The organism is Polynucleobacter asymbioticus QLW-P1DMWA-1 (assembly GCF_000016345.1).
Lineage (GTDB): Bacteria > Pseudomonadota > Gammaproteobacteria > Burkholderiales > Burkholderiaceae > Polynucleobacter > Polynucleobacter asymbioticus.
In genome coordinates this window covers 922,331-938,622 of sequence record NC_009379.1, presented here as the reverse complement: position 1 = coordinate 938,622, position 16,292 = coordinate 922,331, and the positions used below count along the sequence as shown (strand labels likewise).

The following is a 16,292-nucleotide window of genomic DNA, read 5'->3' as shown; positions in this document are numbered from 1 at the left end:
AATGAATCAAACTAGATGGACGACTTACTTAAAAAGAAACTATGTATTAACAGGTCTATTTTGCCTGTTAATTCCATTTATTACCGCCGCTCAAACAAATCCGACCATCCTAGTCTTGGGAGATAGCCTTTCCGCGGAATATGGACTGAGCCGAGGTACTGGTTGGGTCAAATTGCTTGAAACTCAGCTGCAAAAGGATTCCAGCCCGTGGACTGTATTTAACGCCAGCATTAGCGGTGAAACCAGCTCTGGCGGCCTGACTCGTACGCAAAAACTTCTGGATGATAAGAAGCCTAGGATCGTTTTGCTTGAGCTTGGCGCAAATGATGCACTGAGAGGCTTAACAATAGAGCAGACTCAAAATAACTTAAAAAAAATCATTGAACTGAGTAAGCAGTCAGGGTCAAAGGTTCTTTTATTTGGTATGCAAATTCCACCCAATTATGGAAAAGAATACGCGCAACAATTTAAAGACCTCTATGGGCAACTAGCAAAACAAGAGCACATTCAGCTTCTACCTTTTTTCTTTAACGGATTAGCAACAAATAAGGAATTATTTCAGGCCGATAATATTCATCCGAATGAAAAGGCCCAAAACATACTTTTCAAAAACGTATGGGGCGCAATGGCCCCATATTATTCGATGCTTAAATCTCGCTAATTTGGCGAGAATAAAAATTAACTACCCGCTCCAGTGGAAACTGGTTTCAATGGGTTGATGACTTTCACGCTAGCAGCATCACGCCAATACGCCATAAAGCCAGCAAATTCAGATTGAGCGGAGAGTGCTTGAATTTGTTGAGCTTGTGCTTTATGAGCCTTGGCATCTACGCCAGCAGGTTGTCGCACCTGATCTACTCGATAAAGCGTTGTCCCAACTCCTGGGTTAGCAACAGAGACAATTGCAGGCAATTGGTTGGTATTAACGGACATCACATCATCCAAAGCTAGGCCGACCAAATTGGCTGGTTTATTGCGGGATACCCAAATCGGCGCCGCAAATCCAGTTGCAAGCTTAGGATCTTTTTGCAAGCTTGCATAGCGCTCAGCAGCTGCAGCAATAGCCAATTTTTCTGCAGCACGTTGGCTTACCTGACGCTTCACCTCAGTTGCCACTTCTTTATAAGGCAAGATTTGTGCTGGATGAAAAGTCACAACGCGAGCGGAAACAAATACGCCCGGTGAAGTCTGGATTGCCTCAATATTGCGTTTATTTTTGACTGCATCATCACCAAATAGAGATTGAACTACCTTAGGATTAGCTAAGGGATTATCTTTGGATGCGCCACTAGGACCTGAGCGAGTGATGCCCTTTTGGGTTTGAATCGATAATTTAAGCTTGTCGGCAGCTGGCTTAAGACTATCAGCCTGATCGTAAGTCATATTAGCGAACTGATCCGCTTTTGCGCTAAACCCTTTGGCATCCTCCTTAGGATCGGCTTTCAGGACAATGTATTCAACATCAATGTATTCAGGGCTTTCAAATAATTTCGTATTCGCATTGTAGAAAGCCTGCAACTCTTCCTGAGTTGGGTTAACTTTGTTTATATACTCTTTGGCATCAAAAGATAAGGATTGGACCTGTCTTTCCGTCTCATAAAGAGTTGATACGATTTCAGATAGTTTGGGTGTAGGTAATTCGGTCCGCGCTACAGAGTTCACAAATTGACTAATCTTGAGATCAAATGCTTGGCTTGCATAAAACTGCTCTTCATTCAAACCATTGCTTGCTAACAGCTGCTTGAAGCGGACATCATCAAAACTACCATCTTGACGGTATAAAGCACGTATCTGCGGAATATTTTGCAAGCTTTTGATCAAGGCTTCTTTGCCTACTTGCAAGCGTAAGTTGATGACAGCAAATCCTAAGATGCGCTGTTGTAACAATTCATTCAAAATTGCCTGTCTAAATTGCAAGCTTTGGGCAATCTGAATGTTTCCTCCAACTCGCTCAGCCTGACGCTTTGCCGCTGAATCAACCTCTTGTGCAGTAATGGGTTTCCCGTTTACTTTTACCAAGTCAGTTTCTTTATCCAAAAAACCGGAATAGCTCGAAATTCCGAACATCACAAAGGATGGAACGATAAAAAGCATCAGAACTATTTGGAGTAACTTTTGATGCTTACGGACGGTATCAAACATGGGTGAAGTCGCTAGTAAAAATTAAGAATAATGCGAGTTTACTAGGCAGAGAGCATTTGAGGGTAGAAAGCCATGAAACGGCTAGGAGAGGTAATAGTTTGGTGGGCGCTGAGAGGCTCGAACTCCCGACATTCTGCGTGTAAGGCAGACGCTCTACCAACTGAGCTAAGCGCCCCAAATTATTACAGCTGAGATTGTAACCTAAGCAGAGTCTTGAGGCTTGGATTCCGTCAAATTTACCCTTTTTTTAAGGGGAAATTTGACGGTGATACTGAAATTCAGCCTACCCATTTAATGCTTAAGAACATCTCCAGAAGAAACGTTTCCACTGGCTTTGCTGGCCTCAGCAGCTTTCTTGGCTAACTCCTCAGGAGTCGGCTCAGGCAAAGCTTCTGGCATGCGTTCTAAGGCTAGCTCAAGGACTTTATCAATCCAGCGAACAGGAACAATCTCAATTGCATTTTTGACGTTATCAGGAATATCAATTAAATCTTTGACATTTTCTTCCGGAATTAAAGCCAACTTAATCCCACCACGATGGGCAGCTAAGAGCTTTTCCTTTAAGCCGCCAATGGGCAATACTTCTCCACGCAATGTTATCTCACCAGTCATTGCAACATCAGAACGAATTGGAATGCCTGTGAATACAGATACCAAAGCAGTGGTAATTGCTATACCAGCTGAAGGCCCATCTTTAGGTGTTGCGCCATCCGGGAAGTGAATATGAATATCTTTCTTCTCAAAAGCTTCATCAGTAATGCCAAGGCGTTTTGATCTAGAGCGAACCACTGTACGTGCAGCCTCAACTGATTCTTTCATTACGTCGCCGATTGAACCAGTACGAGTAATAACCCCTTTTCCAGGCATCACCGCGGCTTCAATAGTCAGAAGATCACCACCTACTTCTGTCCATGCTAGACCAGTTACCTGGCCAACTTGGTTTTCTTTGCCAGCCAAACCGAAGTCATACATGCGAACAGAGAGAAACTTCTCAAGATTGTCAGCATTAACCACAATAGGAGCGGCCTCTTTTTTCAAGAGCAACAACTTCACTACTTTGCGGCAAATCTTGCTGATTTCTCTTTCCAAAGAACGTACGCCAGCTTCTCGGGTGTAGTAACGAATCATGCTACGCACAGCGCTATCTTCAATCTTTAGCTCATCTTTTTTCAGACCATTATTTTTAATTTGCTTTGGAATTAAATAGTTAACAGCAATACTAGTCTTTTCATCTTCGGTGTAACCAGCAAGACGAATAATTTCAAGACGGTCCAATAAAGGGCCTGGAATATTTAAAGAGTTAGACGTTGCCACGAACATGACGTCCGATAAATCAAAATCCACTTCCACATAATGATCTTGGAAAGTATGGTTTTGCTCAGGATCTAACACTTCTAACAAAGCACTGGCAGGATCTCCACGGAAATCCATACCCATCTTGTCCACCTCATCTAATAAGAATAAAGGGTTGCGAACCCCTACTTTTGTAAGGCTAGATAAAATTTTGCCAGGCATAGAGCCAATATAAGTTCGGCGATGACCACGAATTTCAGATTCATCACGCACTCCGCCCAGCGCCATACGCACAAACTTTCTATTCGTTGCACGTGCAATAGATTGGCCTAAGGAAGTTTTACCAACTCCAGGAGGGCCAACTAAACAAAGGATAGGTGCTTTCACGCGGTCAACACGCTGCTGGACTGCGAGGTACTCCAGAATGCGTTCTTTAACCTTATCTAAACCATAGTGATCTTCATCCAAAACTTTTTCAGCATTGGTGAGGTCGTTATTAATCTTGGTTTTTTTCTTCCAAGGAAGATTAACCAAAGTATCAATAAAATTACGAATGACAGTGGCTTCCGCTGACATTGGCGACATCAATTTGAGTTTCTTAAGCTCAGACTCGGCTTTTTTCAAAGCCTCTTTAGGCATACGTGCAGCTTTAATTCGTTTCTCCAGCTCCTCGAGATCCGCACCCTCTTCGCCCTCACCCAGCTCTTTCTGGATGGCCTTCACTTGCTCATTTAAGTAATACTCGCGTTGACTCTTTTCCATCTGGCGCTTTACGCGACCACGAATACGCTTCTCAACCTGAAGAATATCGATTTCACTTTCAAGGTCGGCCAATAGACTTTCAAGACGTTGAACGACATCCGTCATTTCGAGCAAGCGCTGTTTCTGCTCTAGCTTGACAGGCAAGTGCGCGCAAATGGTATCCGCCAAACGACTAGGGTCGTCAATACCGCCAAGCGACGACAATATTTCTTGCGGAACTTTTTTGTTCAGTTTTACGTATTGATCAAATTGAGCCATGATGGCGCGACGCAGCGCCTCGGTTTCATGTGCATCAATAGCATTGATCGCTGTAGGCGTCGCTTCGCAATTGAAATAACCTAAGCTATCTTCAATTTGGCTCACCTCAGCACGCTGAACTCCTTCCACTAGCACCTTAACAGTGCCATCTGGAAGTTTGAGCATCTGAAGAATATTGGCAATACAACCAACTTCATAGAGATCCTCTATGCCGGGCTCATCCTTTGCGGCTGTTTTTTGGGCAACCAAAAGAACGTTTTTACCCGTTTCCATAGCTGCTTCAAGCGCTTTGATGGATTTGGGGCGTCCCACAAACAACGGGATCACCATATGAGGGAAGACAACTACATCCCTTAAAGGGAGCAAAGGTAGTTGAATAGGCTCAGAGGGTAGTAATAAGTGGCCAGGCATAGGGCAATTCCTCCAAAGTAATCATTCCTCATTAAGCTCATTTAGCGGATGAACCACTAAATAGAGTATTTATTCATGAGTAGCATACTACCTATATGGGTGGTACTTTGGATAATTCAAGGGTAAAAAGTGCAAAAAAGGGGCAAAAATGCCCCAAAAATAGCAAAAACCCTAAGAATTTAGGCTTTTTTGCTCATATCTGGTTGATCCAGATCCTGTTTATAGACCAATAAAGGCTTTCCACCTTCAGCAATGCTGGATTCATCTATAACAACCTTTTGAACATTCTTTAGGGATGGCAAGTCATACATTACATCCATTAAGGAGCCTTCAAGGATAGATCTGAGGCCGCGAGCACCAGTTTTTCGGGCAATCGCCTTTTTAGCAATTGCAGATAGGGCCTCGCGACGCACTTCTAGTTCTGAGCCTTCCATTGTGAGAAGTGCTTGATATTGTTTTACCAAGGCATTCTTAGGCTCAGTCAAAATCTGTATCAAGGCTTCTTCATCCAATTGCGCTAAAGTGGCAACCACTGGCAAACGGCCAATTAATTCTGGAATCAAACCAAACTTAATTAAATCTTCTGGCTCAACCTCAATCAATAAATCACTTACGCCACGCTCATCTTTGCCAGGGACAGTTGCATTAAAACCAATGCCTGTTTTAGCAGTACGTTGCTGAATCACTTTTTCAAGGCCGTCAAAAGCACCGCCGCAGATAAACAAAATATTGGTGGTATCCACTTGCAAGAAGTCTTGATTAGGGTGCTTGCGACCACCTTGAGGTGGTACGGAGGCCATAGTGCCTTCGACTAATTTCAGCAATGCTTGTTGAACGCCCTCACCGGATACATCACGGGTGATAGATGGGTTATCTGACTTGCGAGAAATTTTATCAATCTCATCAATATAGACAATACCGCGCTGCGCTTTTTCTACGTTGTAGTCACAAGCTTGTAATAACTTCTGGATGATATTTTCAACGTCTTCACCAACATAACCTGCTTCGGTCAAGGTAGTTGCATCAGCCATGACAAAAGGGACATCTAGCATGCGCGCCAAAGTTTGAGCCAACAAAGTCTTACCTGAGCCTGTTGGTCCGATAAGCAAAATATTACTTTTTGCCAATTCCACGCCATCCACAATAGCCTTGGCTGGTAACTTAGACTCTTTCTTATCTGAAGCCTCTACAGGCTTACCATCCTTATCCAGCTTCTCTTTTTTTGGCTTAGGTAGGTATTGCAAGCGCTTATAGTGGTTATATACCGCTACCGCCAAAGTTTTTTTAGCGTGCTCCTGGCCAATAACGTATTGATCTAAATTCCCACGAATTTCATGAGGAGTAGGTAAAGACTCATCACCCTCTTCTTTCGGCAACTTAGCAATTTCTTCTTGAATAATATCGGTGCACAAATCAATACACTCATCGCAGATAAATACAGAAGGGCCTGCAATAAGCTTTTTTACTTCATGCTGGCTTTTGCCGCAAAAAGAACAATACAAAACTTTTTCAGAAGAATTAGTGCCGGTGGTATCGCTCAAGATGCGTGCCTAGTAATGGTTTATTTAAAGATTAGCGCTTAAGGGCGCTTTTCGATCACTTTGTCGATCAAGCCATACTCACGGGCTTGCTCAGCAGACATAAAATTATCGCGATCAGTATCTTTTGCAATGGTATCAATCGATTGGCCAGTGCGATCAGCCAGAATCTTGTTCAAACGCTCACGCAAGTACAAAATTTCGCGAGCTTGAATTTCAATATCGGATGCTTGGCCACGTGCACCACCTAAAGGCTGGTGAATCATTACGCGTGAATTTGGCAAGGCATAGCGCTTGCCCTTTTCACCAGCACACAATAAGAATGCACCCATGCTAGCTGCCATACCCATGCAAAGGGTGCTGACATGAGGCTTAATGAATTGCATCGTATCGTAAATGGCTAAACCTGCCGATACTGATCCACCCGGTGAGTTGATATACAAAGAAATATCTTTGTCTGGGTTTTCGCTCTCAAGGAATAAGAGTTGGGCGATCACCAAGTTTGCGGTTTGATCATTCACCTCGCCAACCAAGAACACTACGCGCTCTCTTAATAGGCGGGAGTAGATGTCATACGCTCGCTCGCCGCGTCCAGAGGTCTCAATGACCATAGGAACCAGACCCAAACCTTTTGGCTCTAAATTTTCTGACTGAAAATGGTTCTGATTCATCACATGATCCTTGTAATTAATTAACGACGATTTAGTTTAGCTTGCTTAACTCTTCGAAGGTAATTGCTTTATCAACCACCTTAGCAAGAGATGTGAAATGCTTAATCACGTTATCTTCGAGAACAAGGTTCTCGATATCCTTCAGGCGACTTGGATTGCTGTAATACCAACGCACTACTTCTTTAGGATCTTCGTAAGTAGCAGCTTGCTCTTCGATTTCAGCTTTAATTTGATCTGTAGTGGCAGCTAAGTTTTGCTTTTTAACTAGCTCACCCAAAATCAAACCAAGGCGAACGCGTTTAGTTGCTTGTTCAGCAAATATTTCTGCAGGAATTGGTGCATCTTTAGCATTTGGAACACCACGTTGCATCAAATCTTGGCGCGCGGACTGAACCAAACGCTCTTGTTCTGAGGTAACCAATGATTTAGGAACATCTAACTCACATAAAGCATTGAGCTTATCCATTACTTCACTTTTTAATAGTGAGGTAATACGACGCTTGACTTCGCGATCTAAGTTTTCCTTTACTTCTTCACGCATCTTAGCAACACCGCCTTCAGCTACGCCTAAAGAAAGAGCAAAGGCATCGTCAACTACTGGCATGTGCGCCCAGTTAACAGACTTCACTGTAATTGTGAACTCAGCAGTCTTACCAGCGACATCTTTACCGTGGTAGTCCGCAGGGAATGTCAATGGGAAGGATTTGCTCTCGCCTACTTTTAAGCCCAAGGCAGCAGCCTCAAACTCTGGCAACATGCGGCCTTCACCTAATACAAATTCAAAATTTTCAGCTTTACCACCAGCAAATTCAACGCCATCTAATTTGCCCACAAAGTCGATCACTACTTGATCGCCATTTTGTGCTGCCGTATTTGCGCCACCATCACCATGAGCACCAGCTTCGCCGCGTGCATGGTAATGCACTTGTTGTTTACGCAGAACGTCTATGGCGCGATCAATTTCGGCTTCGCCGATTTCAGTTGTGTATTTAGTAACCTCAGCCGCACTAAAGTCGCCCATCTTTACTTCTGGCAATACTTCAAAGAAAACATCAAAAGCGATAGTTTCAGCTTCGAGTTCGCTCTTAGGCTCAAGACGAGGTTGACCAGCAAGGGGAATTCCTTCTTTTTGGCATAACTCATAAAACAAATCAGATGCTTTATCAAATTGAAGTTCAAAATCAACTTGCATGCCGTATTGTTTTTCAACCATGCTCTTAGGCACTTTGCCTGGACGAAAGCCTGCCACTTTCATGGTCTTACCTACTTTAGCCAAACGAGCCTCACGCAACTTTGCCAAATCGGCACGAGCGAATTCCAAAGTCGTTTTACGGTCTACTGAACCTAAATTTTCTATCTGCACAGCCATTCTCGTCTCTTAATTGAAGATCTGGAAATGTGAAGTCCAAGCCAAGAAGCAATCTTGTGGTGCGAGGAGGGGGACTCGAACCCCCACACCATTTCTGGCGTCAGGACCTAAACCTGGTGCGTCTACCAATTTCGCCATCCTCGCGAATTCCGCAAATACTGCCAAGCTTAAACTTCACTCTAAAGACCGTAATTCTACAATGCTTAGGGTATTAGAGGATCCTGCAGGCCTCATCGAAGGATGGACGGGGTTGACGTGGCATCAAGCTGGACTCATCCCCATAGCCGATATTCACTAAAAAGTTCACTTTTACCCTACCGTCAGGGAAAAATGCTGCATTTACCTTGTCGGCATCAAAGCCGCTCATGGGACCACAATCCAATCCAATTGCCCTTGCTGCCAAGATTAAATAAGCGCCCTGCAAGCTCGAGTTTCTAAACGCTGTCTGCTCTATAAACGTGTCTTTGCCTACAAACCAGCTTTTAGCATCTACATGCGGGAATAGTTTTGGTAATTGCTCATAAAAATCAAGATCCATCCCAATAATGGCTGTTACGGGGGCATTTTTAGTTTTTTCAACATTTCCCGGATTAACGCACTGGAGTAAACGCTCTTTTTCTGCAGCGCTCTTTACGAAAACGATTCTGGCTGGGCTGCAATTAACCGAAGTAGGCGCATATTTAAATAAATCATAAATTTGCTTTAGCTGTTCGTCACTTACAGGTGTATTTTTCCACGTGTGATGCGTGCGCGCACTAATAAATAATTGCTGTAAAGATTGCTCATTTAAAACTGATGCCATGAAATAGTCCTGCCTATAAGTTGTATTGATGCTTCAAGAAGAATATTTATACCTTGTATAACAAGGCAACAGCGTGCACCGCAATGCCTTCGCCCCGCCCCAAATGTCCAAGTGATTCATTTGTTTTTGCCTTCAGGTTGACATGACTGGGTGTGACTGACAAATCAGCGGCAATATTGCGAACCATTTCAGGCAAGTACTCTGCAAGTTTCGGCTTCTGGCAAATAATGGTGGCGTCCACGTTCCCAATGTGAAAGCCGGCTGCCTGCACCTTCTGTAGAGCTGCTCTGAGCAAAATACGGCTATCCATATCTTTAAATTGGGGATCTGTGTCAGGAAATAACTGACCAATATCGTTTAGTCCAGCTGCGCCTAAAAGTGAGTCTGTTAGCGCATGCAAAAGCGCGTCTGCATCTGAATGCCCCAATAGTCCCTTTTCATGAGGGACATGCACGCCACCCAAAATAAGCTTTCGCTCGGGTACTAACGCATGAACATCGTAGCCTTGACCTATGCGAAATTGAGGAATGTGTGGGGACGACTGATTCATATTGAACTCTTTATTTTTTCGACAAGGAATGGAGAAGTAATTGCATTAATTCCCAATCAGCTGGATGGGTAACCTTGAAGTTACGGGTGGCACCTTCAATCAGTAAAGGTTTAAATCCAGACAATTCCATCGCACTAGCTTCATCGGTGATATCGGCCTCCTGACGTATAGCCTCTTCTAAAGCATCGTGTAATGTCTTAAGACCAAACATTTGTGGGGTTTGTGCTTGCCACAAATGTTCACGTGAAATTGTTTTTTCTGAATGTGGAATATTGCCTGCGATTACCGAATCTAAATCTGCCTTTTTTAAAGTATCAGCAAGCGGCATCGCTAGCAATCCTCCGACATGACTGCCTTGCACAGAATCAATTAATTTTTTTATCAGCTCTGCTGTTACGCCGGGCCTTGCTGCGTCATGAACCAGGACCCAATCATTTATAGAGATACCAGCCTCTAAAAGAGCCCCCAGGGTATTGCGAACAGTCTCTTGACGTGTGGGTCCGCCAGTAGGCAAGAAATGGACAGGCTTCTTCCCTTTTGCCAAACCTTTCAGAATGGGGTTGTCGATGAATCCTGGGGCAACCCCAATCCAAATAGACTCGATCTGAGGACTTTCCATGAAAGCTTCTATCGCATAGGCTAGCATCGGTTTTCCAGCTAATTGCTGAAATTGCTTGGGCAGATCGCCTCCTAGACGAGTACCAGCCCCACCTGTTGGCAAGAGTGCGTGGCATTTTGCGGTTACTAGATTTCCAGAGCTCATGCCTGATTCTATAATGAGCAAAGATGTCTGACGCATTAAAACTTGCACCCCCCATACCCGCCCCGCGGGCTGGGCAGCGCTTTACCTTTTCAGGGCTGGTCGGATCGGCTGATGCAGCCCTCTTAGCCCAAACTGCCCTACGCTATCGCAATGAGTTTTCAGTAATGGTGGTGTTCTGTGCCCAAGCACAAGAGGCGCAACGCTTAGCCGACGAAATTCCTGCTTTTGCCCCTCAGCTGAAGGTTCGCTTGCTTCCCGACTGGGAAATACTCCCTTACGACCATTTTTCCCCACATCAAGATTTGGTGTCTGAACGTTTGGCCACCTTGTATGAGCTATTAAATGGTAGTTGCGACATAGTCTTGGTACCAGTCACCACGGCCCTTCAGAGATTAGGTCCGCCCCAATTTTTATCTGGGCATACTTTTTTCTTCAGACAAGGTGACAAGCTAAATGAGTCCGCACTGCGGTTGCAATTACAACAAGCAGGCTACGACCCAGTCAGCGCAGTCCTGCGACCTGGCGAATACAGCATCCGAGGCGGCTTAATTGATTTATTCCCAATGGGGTCCAACCTCCCTTATCGCCTCGACTTATTTGGTGACGAGATTGAGCAAATCAGAGCTTTTGATCCTGATACGCAACGTAGCCTATACCCAGTAAAAGAAGTTCGGCTTTTGCCGGGTCATGAGTTCCCCTTTAATGATGAAGCACGTACTTCATTCAGAAGCCGTTGGCGAGAAGTCTTTGAAGGTGATCCTACTCGTTGCTCCATTTACAAAGATGCAAACCTAGGCATCCCGAGCGCTGGAATTGAGTCTTACCTACCACTGTTCTTTGAGGAACAGTCAACCTTATTTGATTACTTTCCCCGGTCTGGCGATCCCGTATGGCTGGTAAGCATTGGCAATGTTGAGGAATCCATTCGCGGCTTCTGGAAAGACACTCTGTCGCGTTTTGAATTTCTAAAGCATGATTTAGATCGACCCATTCTTCCGCCTAAAGACTTATTTCTTGATGTTGATGATTTTTTCACCACCGCCAAGCCCTATGCACGTCTATTACTAGAAAATGAATCGGCAGCAGCAAATCAATTTTTACCTGTTCCAGATATTGCCATTCATCGTCGTGATGCTGATCCCATCTCCCGTCTACGTGCAGTAGTAGCGCAACAGAAGCTACGGGTTTTAATCTGCAGCGATAGCGCGGGTCGCAAGGAGTCTATTCGACAACTTCTTGATGAAAGTAATTCAGTTGCCGGCATAGACGGTAAGCCTCTTTACGCCTTAAAACCAGAGGGCTTTGATAGCATTGCTGATTTTGTTAAAAGTGATTCTCTATTCGGATTAGTAACAGCTCCACTTTTTAATGGTTTCTTGTGGTCGGCTGAAAATTTATTAGTACTTACCGAAGCAGAATTATTCACCTCTACGGCAAGACAACGCAAAAAAAGCAAGGGATCAGAAAATGCTGATCCTGATATGCTATTTAAGGACTTGTCCGAACTCAAAATTGGCGATCCTGTAGTTCACGCTGAACATGGTATTGGTCGCTACCAAGGTTTAGTTTTGCTTAATCTTGCGCCACCAAAAGAAGCGCCTATTTTTGAAGAGTTCTTGCATTTGCAATATGCCGGACAAGCCACTCTCTATGTTCCTGTACAGCAGCTTCAAATGGTTACTCGATATGCAGGCTCAGATCCTGACTCTGCCCCTCTGCATCAACTAGGCTCAGGTCAGTGGGATAAAGCCAAGCGTAAAGCAGCCCAACAAATTCGTGACACAGCAGCTGAACTCCTAGGCCTTTATGCAGCGAGAGCAATACGCAAAGGACATGCTTTTGAATTTTCGGCACACGACTACGCTGCATTTTCTGAAAGCTTTGGTTTCGAAGAGACGCCAGATCAGGCTAATGCGATTGCTGCCGTCATTGGCGATATGACTAGTGGAACGCCAATGGATCGACTGGTGTGTGGTGACGTTGGGTTTGGAAAAACTGAAGTTGCCTTAAGGGCGAGTTTTGTTGCTGTAATGGGCGGCAAACAAGTGGCCATTCTTGCCCCCACCACATTACTTGCAGAGCAGCATGTTGCTACATGGAAAGATCGTTTTGCCGATTGGCCGGTGCGTATAGTTGAATTATCCCGCTTCAAAACTACTAAAGAAATTAATGCTGCTCTTGAGGCCATCGCCAAAGGTGATGCGGACATCATTATTGGTACGCATAAACTGCTATCAAAAGAAACGCAATTTGCTAATTTAGGCTTAGTCATAGTAGACGAAGAGCATCGCTTTGGCGTGCGTCAAAAAGATGCACTAAAGGTATTGCGTGCTGAGGTCGATATTCTGACTCTGACAGCAACACCTATCCCTAGAACTCTCGGAATGGCAATGGAAGGTCTGCGTGAGCTCTCCATCATCGCCACGGCACCACAAAAACGCTTGGCCATTAAAACCTTTGTGCGACGTGAAGGTGATGGGGTTATTCGGGAAGCGGTATTACGTGAAATTAAGCGCGGTGGTCAAGTCTACTTCTTACATAATGAAGTAGAAACCATCCAGAATCGGAAGCATGCCTTGCAAGAACTGATTCCTGAAGCGCGTATTAGCGTGGCTCATGGTCAAATGCATGAGCGTGAGCTTGAATCCGTCATGCGTGAGTTTGTAACCCAGCGAACCAATATTTTGTTGTGCACAACTATTATTGAGACTGGCATTGATGTGCCCACAGCAAATACCATCATCATGCATCGAGCCGATAAATTTGGCTTAGCTCAATTACATCAATTACGGGGTCGCGTAGGCCGCTCACACCATCAAGCTTATGCATATTTATTAGTTCCAGATCCTGAGGCTTTAAGCAAACAAGCTCAGCTGCGCTTAAATGCTATCCAAGCAATGGAGGAATTGGGTTCTGGCTTCTATTTAGCGATGCATGATTTAGAAATTCGTGGAGCCGGAGAAGTATTAGGAGATAAACAATCTGGCGAGATTCATGAAATAGGTTTTCAGCTATATACAGAAATGTTGAATCGCGCCGTTAAATCACTGCGTAGCGGTAAGGAGCCTGACCTACTGTCCCCACTACAGGCAACCACAGACGTGAATCTCGGAGTACCAGCCCTATTTCCAGAGGATTATTGCCCTGACGTTCACGAACGTCTGTCGCTATATAAACGTTTTGCGGGATGTAATGATTTTTCAGAGCTTATGGGGTTACGGGAAGAATTGGTTGATCGTTTTGGGGATTTGCCAGATCAAGCAAAATCGTTTTATGAAACCCATCGTTTGCGATTAGAAATGATTGGTTTTGGCATCAAGAAGATTGATGCCACACCCGCATCAATTCAGATCCAATTTATCCCCAATCCCCCAATTGATCCTCTGAAGATTATTCAATTAATTCAATCTTCAAAGCATATTCAACTCAACGGCCAGGATAAACTCAAAGTACTACCCCAGAAAGAACGTGAATTCGAGAAGCTGGAACAACGCCTTGATGCTATACGCAATATTTTGCGACGCCTCAATGAATCAGCTGTACTCAGTAGCGCCAAAGCCAATTAGTCTTCCGCTATTATTTAGCCATGCCAAGTCACCAAACTCTAGTAGCCCTCTCAAGAGACCCTATTTCTGAGAAATTCATCTTTAAACTCAAGGACCTGGCTCTAGGTTTCGGCGCCACGCTTCATACTCAAGGCGATCAAATTAGCAATGGTATCTACCATTCTGCTCGCTGGGAATGCAATCACCATTTAGACGCGCCACAACGAGAAGCGCTGCGTAACACCGCGGCAAACTTTAATTCTGACCTTTGCTTCTTAAAGACTGACCTGGATCCTAAAGCTATTCGGGTGCTAGCAATGGATATGGACTCCACACTGATTAATATCGAGTGCATTGATGAAATCGCTGATTTCACCGGCAAGAAATCTGCGGTTGCAGAAATCACTGAAGCCACCATGCGCGGAGAAATCAAGGACTTTAAAGAAAGTTTACGTAGACGGGTTGCCCTGCTTGAGGGCGTTCATGCAGATGCCCTGGAGGCAGTCTATCGGGAGCGTTTGAGACCAAATCCGGGCGCCATTGAATTACTTGCTGGCGCTCATCAACGCGGACTCTACACCTTATTGGTATCAGGCGGCTTCACTTTCTTTACAGAAAAACTGCGTGAGCAATTAGGATTTAAACAAACTCAAGCAAATACCCTGGAAATTATTGATGGCAAGCTCACTGGTAAGGTGCTGGGCGATATTGTGGATGGTGCTGCAAAGGCTGCTCATCTAGATCTGGCCTGCCAGGCTTTGGGCGTCGATAAAAGTAATGCCATCACCATGGGCGACGGCGCAAACGATCTCATAATGATGAATGGCTCTGGAATTAGTGTTGCATACCAAGCCAAGCCAGTAGTCAAAGAAAAAGCCGACGCGGCTTTTGACCGTGTCGGCTTGGATGCTGCCTTACTGCTGATCACTTAGTCTTTCACTAAACGATCTTTCGTAATTTTTTCTATTACTCTTATAGGCGCTCGAAAATAGTAGCAATACCTTGGCCACCACCAATACACATGGTTACCAAAGCGTATTTACCTTGCACGCGGTGTAATTCATGGATAGCTTTAGTGGCAATAGCTGCGCCAGAACAACCAATTGGGTGACCTAAAGCAATTGCACCACCATTTACGTTTGTCTTGGCTGGATCTAAGCCCAAGCCTTTTGTTACCGCCAATGCTTGTGCAGCAAAAGCTTCATTGGATTCAATGACATCGATTTGCTCCAATTTCAACCCAGCACGCTCAAGCGCAATCTTAGTCGCAGGAATAGGACCTTCACCCATGATGTGGTTTGGCACACCTGCAACTGCGTAAGACACCAAGCGTGCAATCGGCTTATGACCAGCTTTCTTGGCTGTTTCAGCATCGGCCAAAACAAAGAATGCAGCACCGTCGTTAATTCCTGAAGCATTGCCAGCTGTAACAGAGCCACCTTCTTTTTTGAATACAGCCTTCATCTTGCCCAATGTTTCCATTGTGGTTTCTGGCTTGCAATGTTCATCAGTATCAAAAACTACATCGCCTTTGCGGGACTTAATCGTAATAGGGACGATTTGAGATTTGAAACGACCTTCTTTAATTGCATTGGCAGCACGACGATGAGATTCAACCGCCAAGGCGTCTTGCTCTTCACGTGTAAGCTTCCATTTTTCAACTAGGTTCTCTGCTGTAACACCCATATGACCAACACCAAATGGATCAGTCAAAACAGCCACCATCAAGTCAAGCATCTTGGTATCGCCCATACGCGCTCCACTGCGCATCGCTGGTGAACCATACATGCCGCGTGACATCACCTCAACACCGCCACCAATACCGTAATCGCAGTCACCCAACATAATTTGTTGTGCTGTGGTCACAATTGCTTGTAAGCCAGAGCTGCACAATCGATTCAATGCCATTGCGACAGATTCCATTGGTAAGCCAGCTTGAATGGATGCAACACGCGCAACATAGGCATAACGACTATCTGTTGGAATCGTATTTCCAACAGTCACATAATTAATCAAAGCAGGATCCACACCGGAGCGAGCGACTGCTTCTTTCATGACGATTCCACCAAGCTCTGAAGGCTCGAAACTACTGAGGGAACCATTAAAGGTGCCAATTGCGGAACGAACTGCACTTAAGACAACGACATCACGACTCATATCAATCCCCTTAGCTATGCCCAAAAATTGG

At 44.7% G+C, this 16,292-nt stretch carries 12 protein-coding genes and 2 tRNA genes; 3 read left to right on the top strand and 11 right to left on the bottom strand.

The genetic code is table 11. The features are described 5' to 3' along the window. The first annotated feature begins 1 nt into the window (after position 1). Complete coding sequence (locus tag PNUC_RS04890; RefSeq protein ID WP_011902779.1) at positions 2–661, top strand: arylesterase; 660 nt, start codon at positions 2–4, stop codon at positions 659–661. Positions 662–678: 17 nt separating this feature from the next. Here the strand turns inward: PNUC_RS04890 and PNUC_RS04885 are convergent, their stop codons facing one another. From PNUC_RS04885 to ispD, 10 genes are all read right to left on the bottom strand, one after another. Next, a complete protein-coding gene (locus PNUC_RS04885) occupies positions 679–2,142 on the bottom strand; it encodes a peptidylprolyl isomerase (RefSeq protein ID WP_011902778.1) in 1,464 nt (487 codons plus the stop codon). A 99-nt stretch (positions 2,143–2,241) separates the two neighbouring features. Beyond that, a tRNA-Val gene (locus PNUC_RS04880) sits at positions 2,242–2,317 on the bottom strand. Between the two features lie 116 nt (positions 2,318–2,433). Further along, the gene (gene lon, locus PNUC_RS04875; RefSeq protein WP_011902777.1) at positions 2,434–4,866 is read right to left on the bottom strand and encodes an endopeptidase La; all 2,433 of its coding nucleotides are present in this window, start codon (positions 4,864–4,866) and stop codon (positions 2,434–2,436) included. A 179-nt stretch (positions 4,867–5,045) separates the two neighbouring features. After that, positions 5,046–6,407: an ATP-dependent Clp protease ATP-binding subunit ClpX gene (gene clpX / locus PNUC_RS04870; RefSeq protein WP_011902776.1), complete on the bottom strand. Its 1,362-nt coding sequence runs from the start codon at positions 6,405–6,407 to the stop codon at positions 5,046–5,048. 38 nt (positions 6,408–6,445) lie between these two features. Continuing rightward, on the bottom strand, positions 6,446–7,075 hold the full coding sequence (gene clpP / locus PNUC_RS04865) for an ATP-dependent Clp endopeptidase proteolytic subunit ClpP (protein ID WP_011902775.1): 630 nt from the start codon (positions 7,073–7,075) through the stop codon (positions 6,446–6,448). Positions 7,076–7,106: 31 nt separating this feature from the next. Further along, positions 7,107–8,444: a trigger factor gene (gene tig / locus PNUC_RS04860; protein WP_011902774.1), complete on the bottom strand. Its 1,338-nt coding sequence runs from the start codon at positions 8,442–8,444 to the stop codon at positions 7,107–7,109. Positions 8,445–8,501: 57 nt separating this feature from the next. Further along, positions 8,502–8,588: transfer RNA gene (locus tag PNUC_RS04855), tRNA-Leu, on the bottom strand. Positions 8,589–8,655: 67 nt separating this feature from the next. Continuing rightward, positions 8,656–9,246, bottom strand: a complete 591-nt coding sequence (locus PNUC_RS04850; protein WP_011902773.1) for a malonic semialdehyde reductase — start codon at positions 9,244–9,246, stop codon at positions 8,656–8,658. Between the two features lie 46 nt (positions 9,247–9,292). After that, a complete protein-coding gene (gene ispF / locus PNUC_RS04845; RefSeq protein ID WP_011902772.1) occupies positions 9,293–9,796 on the bottom strand; it encodes a 2-C-methyl-D-erythritol 2,4-cyclodiphosphate synthase in 504 nt (167 codons plus the stop codon). 10 nt (positions 9,797–9,806) lie between these two features. Next, a complete protein-coding gene (gene ispD, locus PNUC_RS04840; RefSeq protein WP_011902771.1) occupies positions 9,807–10,559 on the bottom strand; it encodes a 2-C-methyl-D-erythritol 4-phosphate cytidylyltransferase in 753 nt (250 codons plus the stop codon). Positions 10,560–10,582: 23 nt separating this feature from the next. Between ispD and mfd the strand changes: the two genes are divergently transcribed. Both mfd and serB read left to right on the top strand, forming a co-directional pair. Continuing rightward, on the top strand, positions 10,583–14,125 hold the full coding sequence (gene mfd, locus PNUC_RS04835; protein WP_011902770.1) for a transcription-repair coupling factor: 3,543 nt from the start codon (positions 10,583–10,585) through the stop codon (positions 14,123–14,125). A gap of 20 nt (positions 14,126–14,145) precedes the next feature. Further along, complete coding sequence (serB, locus tag PNUC_RS04830; protein WP_011902769.1) at positions 14,146–15,036, top strand: phosphoserine phosphatase SerB; 891 nt, start codon at positions 14,146–14,148, stop codon at positions 15,034–15,036. A gap of 40 nt (positions 15,037–15,076) precedes the next feature. Here the strand turns inward: serB and PNUC_RS04825 are convergent, their stop codons facing one another. Then, positions 15,077–16,261, bottom strand: a complete 1,185-nt coding sequence (locus PNUC_RS04825) for an acetyl-CoA C-acyltransferase family protein (protein WP_011902768.1) — start codon at positions 16,259–16,261, stop codon at positions 15,077–15,079. Positions 16,262–16,292 lie beyond the last annotated feature (31 nt).